Below are 15,498 nucleotides of genomic sequence, written 5' to 3'. Positions count from 1 at the left end.
GATGGGCATCATCGCAGACGCATTCCGCAGGGTGTATCGTGACTTCGCCACCGATGGCGTGGCCGGCAGCGGGAAGCACGAACCGCCCAAGGCGGACATCCGCGACATCGGCAAAGTCCTGGACGAGGCGATCGGCGGGATCGCCGCCGGGCTGCTGCCGTATGCGACCAAGGCCGCCATGGATGCCGACCTTGCCCGCCCGGCGGGCACGCTCGCTCGCGTCTATTCGGATGGTGCGAACAACGGGGTCTATTCCTTCGTGGGCGGGGCATGGACGCGGGACGCATCCTACTATGAAGGCGTGGCGGCAGTGGTCGAGCCACGCCTTGCTGCCATGGAAGGTGAGGTGGCGGCGGCCGAGGCGGCCGCCGATGCGGTGAAGGCGAGCCTGTCGGTGGCAGCCGTCGAGACGGTCGGGCGACCACTGGGTGCGACACTGACGCTGGCCGATCCGGTCGTCGCCGCCCAGGTCTTCTTCCTCGACCGTGTCGCGCACAAGGGCACGCTTGAATCAATCGACATCTTCGACCGTGGCGCGGGTGCGATCGAAGTGGCCGTGTTTCATGGTTCCGGGAGCGCAGTCGCCCGCACCGCCTTTGCCACCGTTGCTTCGCAGGGCGGGAACGTGGAGCGTCGTCTTGCGATCGACCCGCCGCTGACGGTGGATGTCGGCGATGTGCTGTGCCTTCGCGCGGCCAGCGACGGGCTGTACAGCATCATCGCCCCGGCCGCCGCCGATGGTGCGGGCTATTATCTGGGGCCGACCCAGCCGATCCCGGCTGAGGTGACACTGGGCGGTGCCAGCACCAATCTGCTGATCCAGGTGCGCCTGAACATCACCTACCACGATCAAAAGGTGACGGCGGATGCGCTCGCCGCGATCGATGCGCAGCTCGCGCCCTTGTACGCCGATCGGGCGGCGCTAATCGGTCGCCCTGCCGGCGCGCCGATCGTCGACGCGCAGGGTGCGCTGGGCGCGCAGATTTTCTTCATGGACGCGATCCCGAAGGCCGGCCGCGTCGAAACGATCGACATCTATGACCGTGCGGCCGGCTCGATCGAAGTCGCGGCCTTTCGCGCGATCGGTGGTGTGTGGACCCGCATCGGCATGTCGAGCGCCAGCACCCAGGGCGGCGGCGTAGCGCGCCAGTTGCCGATCCTGTCGCCCTTTGCGGTCGAGGCCGGCGATATCGCCTGCATCCGGGGCACGGCGGACGGCCTCTTTTCCGTCGCCGGTGGCGCGCCAGCGGATGGCACGGGCTGCTACCTTGGCCCGATCGCGCCGATCCCCGCGACGGCGGAGATCGGCGCGGCGCGGACCGATGTCCTGATCTACGCCCGCCTGCACGTCGTGAGCCGCGAGTTGGCGGTTACCGCCGACGCCTTCGATGCGCTGAAGGATGAGGTGCAGGAAGCGACGCACGGAGGAAGCCCGCGCCTGCCGCTGTCGGCCGCCGTACGCCTGCCGCTCTTGACCTCGTCGTCGTGGTGGGGGCTGGTCGCGAACGGCCAGAGCAATTCCACCGCGTATGAAGCGAAACCCGCGCTTTCGACTGCCCAGATGTACAGCGCCCGGACCTTTGGCGGCGGCGTAGCCACCGGCAAGGCGGGCAACGGCTATGGCGCGGTGGTGACGGGTGCGGGCATGTCGACCAGCAAGCCGCTGGTGGAAATGGATACCAGCTCGTCGGCCCCCGGCGCAGACGGCTCGACGATGAATGGCGAGACGGCGCTGACCGCCGCCGCCGCCGCCTTCGTCGAGCTGGCGGCGGCGATCGACGCAGTCGATCCCAAGTCGATCGTGGTCTTTGCGTCGTCGGCGGGGCACGCGGGATATTCGATCACGCAGCTGTCGAAAGGTGCGGCATGGTACCAGTCGGTCATCGACCATATCGGCGGCGCGGCGGCGCTCGCCCATGCCAACGGCAGGACATATGTGCCGCCGGTGATCTATTGGTGCCAAGGCGAGGATGACGCCAAGTCCGGGACCAGCACCGCCGCCTATCTTGCCGCGCTGTTGCAACTGGTCGCCGACATTAACGCCGACGCCGTCGCCGCGATCACCGGAGCCGCGCCCGGCCGCCCTGTGCCGACGACGCCGGTCCATTTCCTGCTGTCGCAGACCGCTTCGCCCTATTTCGAGGGTACGCGCGCCAATCTCAATCTGGTCCAGCAAGCCCAGTATTTGGCATCGCGGCAGTCGCCGCTGATCCATTACATCGCGCCGCTTTCCGCCTTCGATCCGGTGGAAGGCGGGCTGCACCTGAGCGCCGTTTCCCAACGCAGAATGGGTGCGTACATCGGGCGGGCAATGGCGGACCTGATCGTCGACCAGTGCGAACCGGATGCATTGTGGCCCGTGTCGGCGGTGGCGAGCGGCCAGATGCTACGCATCCGCTACCGGGTGCCGACCCTGCCGATCGTGATTGACGAGCTGACGTTCGGCACCCTGCCGGATCAGGGCTTCGTTGTCCGCGATGCGGCAGGCGTCGTGCCGATCGTGTCGGTTGCCGTGGGCAAATCGGGCGATGTCGTCGAGCTGGCCCTTGGTCGTGCCCCCGGCTCGGACGCGGTCGTGCGGCAGGGAATGGACTACATCGGCGCGACGAACCGTCACCTGCGGTCGTCGAGTACCTGCCTGCGCGACAGCACAACTGCCACCAGCAACGGGCTGCCCCTGTGGCACGTCGCACCCGCATGCGAGATGCCGATCGCCGTCATCCGTGCGGGTGGCGCACAACCGATGCCGCACCAGCGGCCGATTTCTGCCTGACCGGATTGGAGGATTTATGAGCTTGGATACTGTCTGGGCTGGTAGCGGCGCATCCGCCGTGACCGGCAATTTCGGACCGGCGGGAGGGGTGTCGGCGACGTTCCGACCCGCCGTCCAGCGGGGTGTTGGCGTGTCGCTTTCGGGCACCTTCGGGGGCGCGACGGTGTCGGTCGAGGTAAGCCGGGACGGCGGTACTTCATGGCGACCGATGACGATCGCAGCTTCGCCCTGGGGGGTGTTCACGGGCGCTGCGGATGAGGACGTTGCCGAGGCGCAGGACGCTACCACCCGGTACAGACTGGTGGCGTCCGGCGCGACGGGTGCCACCACCATCACCTATCGACTGGGACACTGATATGGCGATCGACTTCACCGCTCGCTCGCTTGCGATGGGCATCCGCCGCGCCCTTGCGCCTGCTGCCACCAAGACGCCGGTCAACCTGCTGGTGGTCGGCCAGTCCAACGAACAGGGGCCAGTGCCCGACAGCGATGGCGACGCCGCGCCGCTGGCGTTCCGCTCCGCCCGCAACCCCGGCGTCACCAGCCTGTCGGGTGCGATCCCCGCGATCCACGGCGGCTGGTGGATGGATGTGTACGACCGGCTGTGGGATCACGGCTATGACGCGCGCATCATCAACGCGGCGGTCGGCGGGGCAAGCCTGCTGACCCAGATGTGCGGCACGCTCCAGGCGCGGGCCGTCGCGCCCAACTATTACCAGCGGCGCGCGGCTTCTGTGTACCCCGACCTCGGCGACTGCGGCGATATCTACCAGATCGGCGGGCGCACCTTCGTCGTGGTCGGCGGCGGGCGGTTGCGGCAGGCGTTCAACGCCGGGCCGCTGCCGGGGCTGGTCGGCGTGTCCAACCTGCAGGACTTCATCGGCTTCGGTCCGAGCACCGGGGCAGGCTCGCCCGCCGCCAGTGCGCCCGACGTGTCGGCGGTGCCGGTCGGCGGGACGATCGTCGACGGCGGGCTGACGCTGATGCGGTTGGAGGATGTCTACGGCATCACCAACGCCTATCACCCGCGCGACGTGTTCAACCTGGGCGGCGCGTTCACCGAGCGTCTGGCGGGGCGCGGGTTCGATCCGCTCGGCATCCTGATGCGGGCGTGGATGATGTTGCAGGCGCAGAGCATCAACGGCGCGCGCACGATCGTCTATTTCGCCAACGGCCAGTCGGATCTCGGCATCGGGCCGCTGACGTACCAGCGGGCGCTGATGTGCGCGATGACCTTCTTCCTGCGGCGCGGCTGCGAAGTGATGATCGGCAACACCATCTACTCGCCCGGATCGGGAACGTCGACCGCGGCTGCCTATGCCAACCAAGTGACGGGCGCGGACAATGCCGTGGCCGAGCTGGCGGGCTGGTTCCCCGGCCGGGTGCATCGCGGGGCCAATCTGGTCGGCGCGATGGGCATGACCGGCCCGATGGGCGGGCAGAAGTTCACCGGATCGGTCGCGGGCACGACGCTGACCGTTACCGGTTTGCAGGCCGACAGCGGCAGCGGCATCGCCGCCGGGCAGACGCTGTGGAACGGGCAGGCGGCGGTCGGCACGATCCTGCCGTTCGGTACGGCGGGGACGACCGGTACGGGCGGGACCGGCAGCTATGCGCTGTCGGCCGGGGGGGCGATCGGCAGCACGTCGCTGGTCACGGCGGGCGCGTGGTTGCAGTTCGACGGTATCCATGTGTCGGCGGCGGGCTGTGTCGGTCCGGCGATCGGCGGGGTGGCCAGTGCGGGGACGCATGTCGCGAACGCGCTGAAGGCGGTGCTGCCCGAACAAAGAAGGCTCTGAGGGATTTCTCAGAGCCTTCCGAGTGCTACAAATTGTCTTGTCACAAACTAAAAAAGGTCGTGTCGCGCTTCACCCACCCGGCCACCCACGCAAGTATCCTGAATGGGTGGCCGGGTGGGGGAGCGGGCCGGCACCGCCCTGATCCAGCAAAACTCGATCAGGCGCTAAACGGTTTCGCCCATCCCCGGTGGCGTAGCGGGATGCGGCGGACAAGGGTCGGTCCCTGCAAGGGGGCCGGCCCTTTGCCATGCCGGTTCGACCAGCAGCGGCAATTCGCCGAGCATCGGGCGCGCATACCAATATCCCTGATGGTAGCGCACGCCCAGGTCGCGCAGCACCGCCGCCTCCGCCGCCGTCTCGATCCCCTCGGCGATCACCAGCGTGTTCAGTTCGGCGCACATCGCCACCATCGCGCGCACGATCGCGCGGCGGCGCGGGTCGGCGTCGATACCGCGCACCAGCGCCATGTCGAGCTTCACCTCGTCGGGCACGAAGCGTGCGAACATGTCGAGGCCCGACCAGCCCGCCCCGAAATCGTCGATCGCCACCGCAAAGCCGATCTGGCGATAGGTGTCGATGATCGCCGCGACATGTTCGGGCGATCCCATCTGCTCGTTCTCGGTAAACTCGAAGATCAGCCGGTCGGTCGGCAGCCCCACCCGGCGCGCGGTCTCCAGCGTCAGCTGGATGCAGGCGAGCGGCGAATAGACCGCATTGGGCAGGAAGTTGATCGACAGCCGCGCGTCGCCGAGCAGCAGCCCGGCGGCCACCGCCGTCTCGATCGCCTTCACCCGGCATGCCTGGTCGAAGGCATAGCGATTGGCATCGGTCACGCCGAGCAGAATCGCCGCCGCCCCGGTGCCGTCGGCCCCGCGCACCAGCGCCTCATAGGCGAAGGGCAGGCCGGTGTCGGTATCGACGATCGGCTGGAACGCCATCGCGAACGGCATCTCGAATCCGGTACCGTCGCGGCATCCGGCACAGGCTCGGCGGGCTTCCATGATTCGGCAGTATTCCCGGACGGTTAACGGCGCGTCAATGACGAAGGCCGTTTCAGCGCGATGCGCCGTGCGTTCCGGTCGACACGGTACGGCACCGATCGTCCGTCCATCGTTGCAATCGATTGTTGCAACCTGCATGACAATCCCCTATCGTCCCATGCAACCCGCTACAGACGGGACGCAAGCGCAAGAGGATGTCCCGATGCACGCTCCCAGACTGAAGCCCCGCCTGTCGCTGCCCCGCATCCTCGAGATGAACCTGGGGTTCCTCGGCCTGCAGTTCTCGTTCGGGCTGCAACAGGGCAACATGGCCCCGATCTACAGCTATCTCGGCGCTTCCGAAGCGGCGATCCCCGCGCTGCAACTGGCGGGGCCGATGACCGGGCTGCTCGTCCAGCCGCTGATCGGCGCGCTCAGCGACCGGACCGACACCCGGCTCGGGCGGCGCACGCCCTATTTCCTCGTCGGCGCGGTGCTGTGCGCGCTGGGGCTGTTCTTCATGCCGCTCAGCTCGTCGCTGCTGATGGCGGTATCGCTGCTGTGGATCCTCGACGCGGGCAACAACATCACGATGGAGCCGTACCGCGCGTACGTCTCCGACCGGCTGAACGAGGACCAGCACCAGATCGGCTTCCTGTCGCAAAGCGCCTTCACCGGCCTTGCGCAGATGCTGGCGTTCCTCACCCCCTCGCTGCTGGTGTGGGCGGGGATGAACCAGGACTGGGTGGACAGCCACAACATCCCCTATACCGCGCGCATCGCCTTCATGGTCGGCGCAGTGCTGAGTTTCTCGACGATCCTCTGGTCGGTCTGGCGCGTGCCCGAACTGCCGCTGACCGCGGAGGAAAAGGCGCGCATCGCCGCCGAGCCCAAGGGCCTGGGGCCCACCGTCGCCGAAGTGTGGTCCGCCATCCGGGCAATGCCGATGGCCATGCGCAAGCTGGCGCTGATGAGCCTGTTCCAATGGTATGCGATGGCGGCCTATTGGGCGTACGTCATCTATTCGGTCGGGCGCTCGGTGTACGGCACCGGCGATCCCAACTCGTCGGGCTTCCATTCCGCCGTGCTGACCAACGGCGAGATGGCGGCGTTCTACAACGGCGTCGCCTTCCTCGCCGCCTTCGCGATGGTGCCGCTGGCCAAGCGGATGGGAGCGGCCAGCCTGCATGCCATCTGCCTGATCGCGGCGGGTGCGGGGATGCTGTGGCTGCCGCATGTGACCCAGAAATGGATGCTGTTCCTGCCCGCGATCGGCGTGGGGCTCGGCTGGGCCAGCATCATGGGCAACCCGTACATCATCCTCGCCGGATCGATCCCGCCCGAGCGTACGGGCGTGTACATGGGCATCTTCAACATGATGATCGTGATCCCGATGCTGATCTTCTCGGGGACCATGTGGCTGTTCTACGAGCCGTTGCTGGGCGGCGATCCGCGCAACGTGCTGACGCTGTGCGGGGTGCTGATGTTCGCCGCCGCCGCCGCCGTCTTCTCGGTGCGCGAGCGCAATGCGGCGGGCCTGCCCGTCGGGGCGAAGGCGTGATCCTGTCGCTCCATGCCGGCGATGGCGGCATGCTGATCGAGGATCGCGGCGACTTGCCCCCCGCGTGGCGCTGGTGGGGGCCGCGGGTCGGTACGACCGACCTGCCGCCGCTCGCCGACGTGCGCCCGCCCGCGTCCTTCTCGCTCGACACCGACATCCCGCTGACGATCGCGCCCGCCGGGGGCAGCGGCTGGTTCGGCCCCGCCGCCCTCGCCTGCCACCGCGACGGACGCGCCCTCGCGCAGCATTTCGCGACGCAGGGGATCGCGGCGGACGATCGCGCGATCACCGTCACGCTCGCCGATGCCACGGCGGGGATCACGCTGATCCAGCGCTTCGCGGTGGTGGGCGAGGCGATCGTGCTGTCGGCCTCGGTCGTCAACACCGGCGACGGCGTGCTGACGCTCGACTGGCTGGCGGCGGGCACGCTGCCGCTCCCCGCCGATTGCGCGGCGATTCTCAGCTTCACCGGGCGGCACAATGCCGAGTTCGTGCCGCATGCCGAACCGATGCCGGGCCATGGCTGGCTGCGCGAGAACCGGCGCGGGCTGACCGGCCATGCCGGACCGCCGGGGCTGTTCGTCACCGGCCCCGCCGCCGACTGGCACACGGGCCGCGTCCATGCCGCGCAACTGGCATGGTCGGGCAACCACCGCATGGTCGTAGAGCGCGACGACGAGGGCGGCTGGGTGTTGCAGATGGGGGCGGCGCTGGCCCCCGGCGAGATCCGCCTCGCGCCCGGCGAACGCCACGACAGCCCGGAGCTGCTCGCGGTGTGCGCCACCACCGGTCGCAACGGCGCGATCCAGGCGTTCCACGCCGCGATCCGCGCGCGCGGGCCTTGGGGGCACGACATGCCGCCGCGCCAGGTACACATCAACAGCTGGGAAGGCTTCTACTTCGATCACGACGAGGCCGCGCTGATGGCGCTGGCGACCCGTGCGGCGGCGCTGGGGGTCGAGCGCTTCGTGCTCGACGACGGCTGGTTCACGGGCCGCGACGACGACACGGCGGCGCTGGGCGACTGGACGCCCGACGCCCGCAAATATCCGCGCGGACTGAAGCCGCTGGCGGAGCATGTCGCCGCGCTGGGCATGTCGTTCGGCCTGTGGGTCGAACCCGAAATGGTCAATCCCGACAGCGACCTCGCCCGCGCCCACCCCGACTGGGCGTTGCAGGCGGCGGGCGTGCCGCGCCTCACCGCACGCAACCAGTGGGTGCTCGACATGGACCGCGCCGAGGTGCGCGATCATCTGTTCGCCGCGATCGACGCGCTGCTCACCGACCTGCCGATCGCCTGTCTCAAATGGGACCATAACCGCGACCTCGCGCCCGCAGGCGGGCATGCCCAGATACGGGGCGCCTATGCGCTGTTCGACCGGCTGCGCGCGGCGCACCCCGCGGTCGAGATCGAGGCATGCGCCGGTGGCGGCGGGCGGATCGACGCGGGCATCGCCACGCGCACCCATCGCTTCTGGACCAGCGACTGCATCGACGCGGTCAGCCGGGTCGGGATGCAGCGCGGCTATCTCCACTTCATGCCGCCCGAGCGCATGGGGTCGCACGTCGGCGCCAGCCCCGCCCATTCGACCGGGCGGCGCCAGGGGATGGCGTTCCGCGCCGCCGTGGCGCTGCCCGGCCATTTCGGCGTCGAGCTGGACCCCGCCGCCCTGTCCCCGCGCGAGGGCGAGGTGCTCGCCGCCGCGATCGCGCGCTACAAGGACTTGCGCGACCGGCTGCACCATGGCCGCGTCTGGCTCGGCGATGGGCCGGACGGGCTGGCGTGGCAGCTGCACGGCCACGACGGGGCGTGGCTGCTGCACGTCACCCGGACCGATCCCACGCTGCTGCGCCGCCCGCCCGCGCTCGTGCTGCCGCCGCTGGCCGGGGCCGGAGCACTTACCGTCCGCCTGCTCGACCTCGCGACCGAGGACGGCCACCCCCTGCCCGACGCACCGCTGTTCGCGCGGATGCGTGACGGCGGCGTGGCGTTCGACGGCGACTGGCTGGCCGCCGCCGGCCTGCCGACCCCTGTGATGAAGGCGGAGAGCGTCGCGCTCTTCGCACTGGAGACCGCATGACCATGACCGCCGCCCTGCGCGCCACGCCGCCCGCCCTTCCGACCCACTGGTCGGCGGAGGCCGCGCGCCTCGCCGCCGACCAGCCGAGCGCCGCGCTGCCGGTGTTCACGCCCGCCGATGTCGTGCCGATCCTGCCCGGCTATGACCTGTGGGACATGTGGCAGGTCGCCTATGCCGACGGCCGCACCGCGATGGTGGGTGGGCGCGCATGGTGGTTCTTCCTCGCCACCCCCGCCTTTCCCGATCCCGACGACCGCCACGACGCGGCGCGCATCCGCCTGACCAGCCATGGCGCGGACGGCTGGCGCGACCATGGCGATGCCTTCCCCGACGGCTTCGCGCCGGGCAGCCGCGAATGGTCCGGCTCGGCAGTGCTCGGCGACGACGACACGACGCTGACGATGTACTTCACCGCCTCCGGCCGTCGCGGCGGACCGCGCACCTTCGAGCAGCGCCTGTTCGAGACGGTCGGGCGCTTTGCCGACGGGCGCGTGACCGACTGGTCCCCGCCGGTCGAATCGGTCGCGGCGGACGGCGCCACCTATCTGCGCGCCGATCAGGTCGAGGCGGTCGACGGGCGGATCAAGGGGTTCCGCGATCCCGGCTATTTCCGCGATCCCGCGACCGGCGACGAACATCTGCTGTTTGTCGGATCGGCGGGCTGGGTCGACGACGTGCATGACGGCGTGATCGGCATCGCCAGCCGCAGCGCGCCCGATGCGCCATGGACGCTGGGAACCCCGCCGATCGAATCGATCGGGGTCAACAGCGAACTCGAACGCCCGCACATCATCCTGCACGACGGGCGCTACTACTGTTTCTGGTCGACGCAGGCGAAGCGCTTCGCCCCCGGCATCGGCGCGCCGACCGGCCTGTACGGCGCGGTGGCCGATACCATGGCCGGGCCGTGGGTGCCGCTCAACGGGTCGGGCCTCGTCGCGGGCAATCCGGCGGCGGAGCCGTACCAGGCCTATTGCTGGTGGGTGACGGGCGAGCTGGACGTCATCAGCTTCGTCGATTTCTGGGGACTGGCGGGGGCCGAGCCGACCGACGCCGCCACCCGCCGCCGCCATTTCGGCGGCACCGCTGCACCGTGGTTCCGCCTGTCGCTCGACGGCGACACCGCCGCGATCGAGCCGTCGCGGTGAAGCCCTGCCGGTCGTCGGACCGGCGCGCTTCGATCCCGCCGCCACCGTCACCGCGCCGGAAATTCCGGGGCGGGGCGAGGGGCGCGTCACCGACCCCGGCATCAAGCCGGCGTTCGCGATCGGCAACCGCGACCTCGTGCTCCGATATCGCGGCCGTCATGTCGCGGGCGAGACGCTGGCCGTCGACTTCGCCGACACCGGCATGTCGTTGCGCATCGAGCAACTCGCCGCCGCCGTATTCACCCTGCCTGCGGGCAACGATTATCGCCTGACCTGCTTCGGCGGGCGTCACGCCGTCGAATGGACCCGCCACGACACCGCGATCGGCCCTGCCGCGACGGTGACCGAGCGCCGCCGGGGCCTGACCACCCGTGGTTCGCGGCGGGTGGCAGCTCGGCGGTGAGGACATGCCGGGCCGGGTGCGGATCGCGGGCGACTACAACCCCCATGACTTCGCATGGACGCGCAAGCCCGGCGAGGCGCTGGCGACGCCGACCTTCTACGCGGGCCATTCGGGCCACGGCATGGGCGGCGCGGCGCGCGTTCCATGATTTCCAGATCGCGCACCCTCTGCCCGCGGACGCGCGCAACCGGCTGTGCCCGGTCCTCTACCACCGCCGGGAAGCCACCGCGTTCGACGGGACCGGGGGCGGGCAGATGGCGCCCGCCGAACGCGCCGCGCGGATCGGCGCGGCGTTCGTGTTCCACGCGGTCGGCGGAAGGCCGCTTCCCGCCGACCCGGGCCCGCCCGTGCCGTTCGTCCCGGGCGCAGTCGAGGGACGGGCCACGGGCGTTGTCCCCCTGTCTCGACCACGAACGGGGAGAAACCGGCGCGCCGTCCCCGACCGGCGCTTGCCCGAAACAAGCCGGGCGGCAAGGCCAAAGGCCCTGCCGCCCGTAAGGCGCTTTCCTGGGAGAGGAAGCTCAGAAGCGATAGCGGACCGATGCGGTGACGGTGCGGCCATAGAGGGCGGTATTGTTGAACACCGCGCTGGTCGACGACAGGATCGGGTTCAGGTTGCCGCCGCCGCGGAAGCCCAGCTTGTCGAACAGGTTGTTGACGTTCAACCCCAGCTCGACCCGCTCGATCGGGCGCACCGTCACGAAACCGTTGACGAAGGTCGACCCCTTGACCGTGTAGAGGTTGAAGTCGTCCGACGGGGTCGAGGTCTGCCCGTTCACGCTGACGCCCAGCGCCACCACGCCCGCGTCATAGGACGGCGAGATGACGTAGAGGAATTCGGGCAGCCCGCCGGGGCGGTTGCCGACCAGCGCCGAGGTCGCGCTCGTCACGATCTTCGAGTTGGAATAGGTCGCATCGGCGGCAAGGTGGAAGTTGCCGTAGTTGATCCGGCTGGAGAATTCGACGCCGAACGAGCGATAGCCGTTCGAGATGTTCGGGTCGTTGTTCGGTGCCGGGTTGTTGATCCGGGTGAAGTCGTAGTTGTTCTCGGTCAGCGTCGAGCGGAAGCCGGTGATCTCGACCGAATAGGATCCGTCGCCGAGGCCGCCGCGCTGCTTCAGCCCGACTTCCTGCTGGTTGAGGAAGTTGACCGAGGTCGACTGCCCCTGTCCGTTGAGCGAACCGTCGGCGTTGAAGTTGCCCGAGAGCACGCGCCGGTCGGCATTGAAGCGGCCGCCGCGGCTGACGCGGGCGAACACGCTGGTCTGCGGGCTGAACGCATAGAGCGCACCGACCGACCAGCTGACATAGTCGTCGCTGTAGTCGATCCGCTCGCGCGTCGGGCTCAGCACCAGCGACGGGATCAGCGCCGATCCGAGCGAGTCGGTGACGCGGGTCGTCGGCCCGGCCACGCCGCCCTGCGCATAGCCCTCGCCGCTGACCTTGTCGTAGCGGACGCTGGCGTCGAGGTTCAGCCCGCCGGTCTCGTAGCCGACCTGCAGGAACGGCGCGACATCGGTGTAGCTGAGGTCGACCCGGCGCGCGCAGCAGCTGCCCCAGTTGTCGTTGAACCCGGCCTGGCCCGCGGCGGTCAGCTGCGTGCCGGTGGTCGAGAACAGGTCGAGCGGCGCGGCATTCTCGCCGTTGATCTCGGCGAAGTTGCGGTTGACGTGCCAGTCCTGCTCGATGTTCTGCTTCATCACGAACACGCCGGTCGAGAAGGTCGCCTTGCCCCCGCCGACCTCGAACTTGCCGTTCAACGCCAGGTTGTTGGCGAAGTTGTTCATGTTCTTCATCAACGTGTTGATGTTCGGGTTGTTGTTCACATAGGCGCCGGTATAGACCTGCCCCTGGTTCGGCCCGGCGGCATAGCGGATCGAGCCGACGACCTGTCCGTTGACGCATGATCCGACCACGCCGTTGGCACCGGGCGAACTGGCCGCGCACGACACCCCGGCAACGGTGTTCACCCGGTTGGCGACGTTGATGAACTGGGTGGTGAAGTTGCCGCTGATCCACTGATAGCGCGCGACGTTGTCGAGCGTCAGATTGTCGGTCAGGTCATAGTGGAACTGCGCGCCCAGCCCGGTGACGCGCGGATGGATGCCCTCCACCTCGGCGCGCTTCAGGCCGCCGTCATAGCCCAGATACTGGAAGCTGCGGTTGTAGATCGAATAGGACGACCCGCGCCGCCCGTCGAACGTCGACAGCGGGGCGAAATCGACGACCTTGTTCCCCTCCAGCGTCGCGATCGACGGGGTGGTGGTGTTGGTCGGGGCCTGTTCGTCGAGCCGCTTGAAATAGAGGCGGACGAAGCCGCGCCCGTCGGGCAGCTCCTTGGTGACGTTCGCCTTGATCTGATAGCCGCGCAGGATGTTGAACCGCTCGTTGGTCAGGCCGCCGCCCTGCCGGGCATAGCCGCCGACATGGAAGCGCAGCGTGTCGTCGATCGGCGCGCCGTAATCGAAGTCGAGCCGCTGTTCGCGGAAACCGATGCCGTTGGAATAGGCGATCTGCCCGCCCGCCTTGTCGCCGGTCTTGCTCAGATAGTTGATGACCGCGCCCGGCGCCTGGCTGGAGAAGGTCGAGGCCGAACCGCCGCGCACCGCTTCGACGCGCTGGACGTTCTGGTCGAAGCGCAGCCAGTAATCGTTGTTGCCGAAGTTGATGTCGCCGAACAGCACGGTCGGCAGGCCGTCTTCCTGGAGCGCGACATATTCCGAACCGCCGGTCGACACCGGAATGCCGCGCACGCCGATGTTGGCGTTGCCGCCCGGCCCCGCGGTATCGCTCGGCTGCAGGCCGGGGATGTTGCGCAGCACTTCGGCTTCGGAGCGCGGCGTGAAGTTCTGGATCGCCTCGTTGCTGATCTGGCTGACCGAGATCGAGCTGCGGAAGCGCGAGCGTTCGCCGCTGGTGGCGGTGACGACGATATCGTCGGTCTGGGCCGCGGCATCGGGGATGTCGCCGCTCTGGTTGGTCGCGTCGGCGACGGCGGGCGGCGCATTGGAGGTTGCCGGATCGGTCTGCGCTGCGGCTCCGCTGGCGACGAGCAATGCGATCGGCGATGCGCAGGTGAGCAACAGTTTCGACTTCATGGCAATCCCTCCTTGATTCGCCCCACTGGCGGGGACGTCCTTGAGGCTTGTATTAGCAGCTCCGCAATCGTTTGCAACGACAAAATGCAAAGGATTGCAGCTTTGCCTCAACCGGGCATCGCGCCGCTGCGGCGCAGATAGTCGCCGTGGGTCGGCATCGACCGCGCCATCGCGTCGATCGCCTGCGCCAGCCGGTCGACGAACTGCCTGCTCGGCCCCGTGCCCGCGCCATATTCGAGCAGCGGATCGGGCGCCTGCGGCAGGTTGCCCTGCCCGACATGCACCGCGCACCAGCTCGCCGGGCCGAACAGGTCCATGTCGCGGGTCAGCAGCCGCCCGTTGGCGCGGAAATGCGCGATCCGCGCAGCCAGCGTGTCGGGAATCGCCATCGCGGCACATTCGCGCCACAGCGGCGCATCGTCGCGCACGGTCAGCTTGTAGTGCAGGATCAGGAAGTCGCGGATCCGCTCGCATTCGGTGATCGCGACGCGGTTGTATTCGGCGACCTCCGCCGGATCGAAGGCGCGCGTGGGAAAGAACGCCAGCAGCTTGGCGATCCCCGCCTGGGTCAGGTGGATGCTGGTCGATTCGAGCGGCTCCATGAACCCGCTCGCCAGGCCGATGCCCACGACGTTGCGGTTCCAGAACAGCCGCCTGCGCCCGGTGGTGAATCGCAGGAAGCGCGGCGCGCCCAGCGCCTCCCCGTCGAGGTTCGCCATGAGCGTTCCCGCCGCTTCGTCGTCGGACAGGTGGCGGCTGCAATAGACATAGCCGTTGCCGGTGCGATGCTGGAGCGGGATGCGCCATTGCCACCCCGCCGCCCGCGCGGTCGATCGGGTATAGGGGGTCATGCCGTCACCGCCGGTGGCGCTCGGCACCGCGACCGCACGGTCGCACGGCAGCCAGTGGGTCCAGTCCTCATAGCCGGTGCCGAGCGCCCCTTCGAGCAGCAGCGCGCGGAACCCCGAACAGTCGACGAACAGGTCGGCGGCGAGCATCCGCCCGTCGGCCAGCGTGACGGCGGCGACATGGCCGCTCTCGCCGTGCAGCGCGACATCGGCCACCGCCCCCTCGACCCGCACGACCCCGCGCGCCTCGGCATAGCGGCGCAGGAAGGCGGCATAGAGCCCGGCGTCGAAATGATAGGCATAGTCGAACGTCGAGGCGACGTTGCGCGAATCGCCCACCGGGGGCGCGAAGCGGCCATGGCGTGCCGCCCCCCATGCCATCGACAGCGCGTCGAGCGGCACGCGCGATCCCGCGCCCCGTGCCGCCAGCCAGTGCTGGTGCACCGCCACCAGATCGAACGGCTTGCCGAAGGTGCCGAAGGGATGGAAATAGCGTGTGCCCGTCCGCGCCCAGTCGACGAATTCGATGCCGAGCTTGTAGGTGCCCTTCGTCTCGCGCAGGAACTCGGCCTCGTCGATGCCCAGCGTCTGGTTGAACAGCCGGATCGGCGGGATCGTCGCCTCGCCCACCCCGACCGTGCCGATCGCGTCCGATTCGACCAGCGTGATGCGGCACCCCCGCCCGATCGCATGCGCCAGCGCCGCCGCCGTCATCCACCCGGCGGTCCCGCCGCCCACGATCAGTATCGATCGGATCGGCCCGGCCGATTCGTCCTGCATTGCCGCTCTCCTGCGCCTGCCCGGTCG

11 protein-coding genes are annotated in these 15,498 nt (G+C 69.0%); 8 read left to right on the top strand and 3 right to left on the bottom strand.

Going from position 1 to position 15,498, the window contains the following annotated elements:
- Position 1 precedes the first annotated feature (1 nt).
- Genes ABLE43_RS09425 through ABLE43_RS09415 form a run of 3 tightly spaced genes read left to right on the top strand, consistent with a single transcriptional unit; the run spans position 2 to position 4,572 of the window.
- Positions 2–2,773 (top strand): hypothetical protein, encoded by a 2,772-nt coding sequence (locus ABLE43_RS09425; RefSeq protein WP_348978238.1) that lies wholly within the window; start codon positions 2–4, stop codon positions 2,771–2,773.
- A gap of 16 nt (positions 2,774–2,789) precedes the next feature.
- Entirely contained in the window at positions 2,790–3,128 is a 339-nt protein-coding gene (locus ABLE43_RS09420) for a hypothetical protein (protein ID WP_348978237.1), read from the top strand.
- Position 3,129: 1 nt separating this feature from the next.
- The gene (locus tag ABLE43_RS09415; RefSeq protein ID WP_348978236.1) at positions 3,130–4,572 is read left to right on the top strand and encodes a hypothetical protein; all 1,443 of its coding nucleotides are present in this window, start codon (positions 3,130–3,132) and stop codon (positions 4,570–4,572) included.
- Positions 4,573–4,736: 164 nt separating this feature from the next.
- On the opposite strand, the gene ABLE43_RS09410 is transcribed toward ABLE43_RS09415, so the two are convergent.
- Complete coding sequence (locus ABLE43_RS09410) at positions 4,737–5,573, bottom strand: EAL domain-containing protein (protein ID WP_348978235.1); 837 nt, start codon at positions 5,571–5,573, stop codon at positions 4,737–4,739.
- A 202-nt stretch (positions 5,574–5,775) separates the two neighbouring features.
- On the opposite strand from ABLE43_RS09410, the gene ABLE43_RS09405 reads away from it, so the two are divergent.
- The 5 genes from ABLE43_RS09405 to ABLE43_RS09385 all read left to right on the top strand — a co-directional run bounded on the left by ABLE43_RS09405 (position 5,776) and on the right by ABLE43_RS09385 (position 10,893).
- Entirely contained in the window at positions 5,776–7,113 is a 1,338-nt protein-coding gene (locus tag ABLE43_RS09405) for an MFS transporter (RefSeq protein WP_348978234.1), read from the top strand.
- Positions 7,110–9,194: an alpha-galactosidase gene (locus ABLE43_RS09400; RefSeq protein WP_348978233.1), complete on the top strand. Its 2,085-nt coding sequence runs from the start codon at positions 7,110–7,112 to the stop codon at positions 9,192–9,194. Before ABLE43_RS09405 ends, ABLE43_RS09400 begins: the two co-directional genes overlap by 4 nt.
- Positions 9,191–10,342 carry a glycoside hydrolase family 68 protein gene (locus ABLE43_RS09395; protein ID WP_348978232.1) on the top strand — a complete coding sequence of 384 codons (1,152 nt, stop codon included), beginning with the start codon at positions 9,191–9,193 and terminating at the stop codon, positions 10,340–10,342. The genes ABLE43_RS09400 and ABLE43_RS09395 overlap by 4 nt, the downstream gene beginning before the upstream one ends.
- Before the next feature lie 136 nt (positions 10,343–10,478).
- Positions 10,479–10,745, top strand: coding sequence for a glycoside hydrolase family 36 N-terminal domain-containing protein (locus ABLE43_RS09390; protein WP_348978231.1), 267 nt, complete (start codon positions 10,479–10,481; stop codon positions 10,743–10,745).
- Positions 10,746–10,749: 4 nt separating this feature from the next.
- Complete coding sequence (locus ABLE43_RS09385; protein ID WP_348978230.1) at positions 10,750–10,893, top strand: hypothetical protein; 144 nt, start codon at positions 10,750–10,752, stop codon at positions 10,891–10,893.
- A 373-nt stretch (positions 10,894–11,266) separates the two neighbouring features.
- Here the strand turns inward: ABLE43_RS09385 and ABLE43_RS09380 are convergent, their stop codons facing one another.
- Together ABLE43_RS09380 and ABLE43_RS09375 are read right to left on the bottom strand one after the other, a co-directional pair.
- Complete coding sequence (locus tag ABLE43_RS09380; protein WP_348978229.1) at positions 11,267–13,843, bottom strand: TonB-dependent receptor domain-containing protein; 2,577 nt, start codon at positions 13,841–13,843, stop codon at positions 11,267–11,269.
- Between the two features lie 107 nt (positions 13,844–13,950).
- The gene (locus ABLE43_RS09375; protein WP_348978228.1) at positions 13,951–15,471 is read right to left on the bottom strand and encodes a tryptophan halogenase family protein; all 1,521 of its coding nucleotides are present in this window, start codon (positions 15,469–15,471) and stop codon (positions 13,951–13,953) included.
- Between the last annotated feature and the right edge of the window lie 27 nt (positions 15,472–15,498).

Origin of the sequence: Sphingomonas silueang (assembly GCF_040049155.1) — a bacterium.
Lineage (GTDB): Bacteria > Pseudomonadota > Alphaproteobacteria > Sphingomonadales > Sphingomonadaceae > Sphingomonas > Sphingomonas silueang.
The sequence above is the reverse complement of the archived record's forward strand: the minus strand, read 5'-3'. Positions and strand labels throughout refer to the sequence as shown.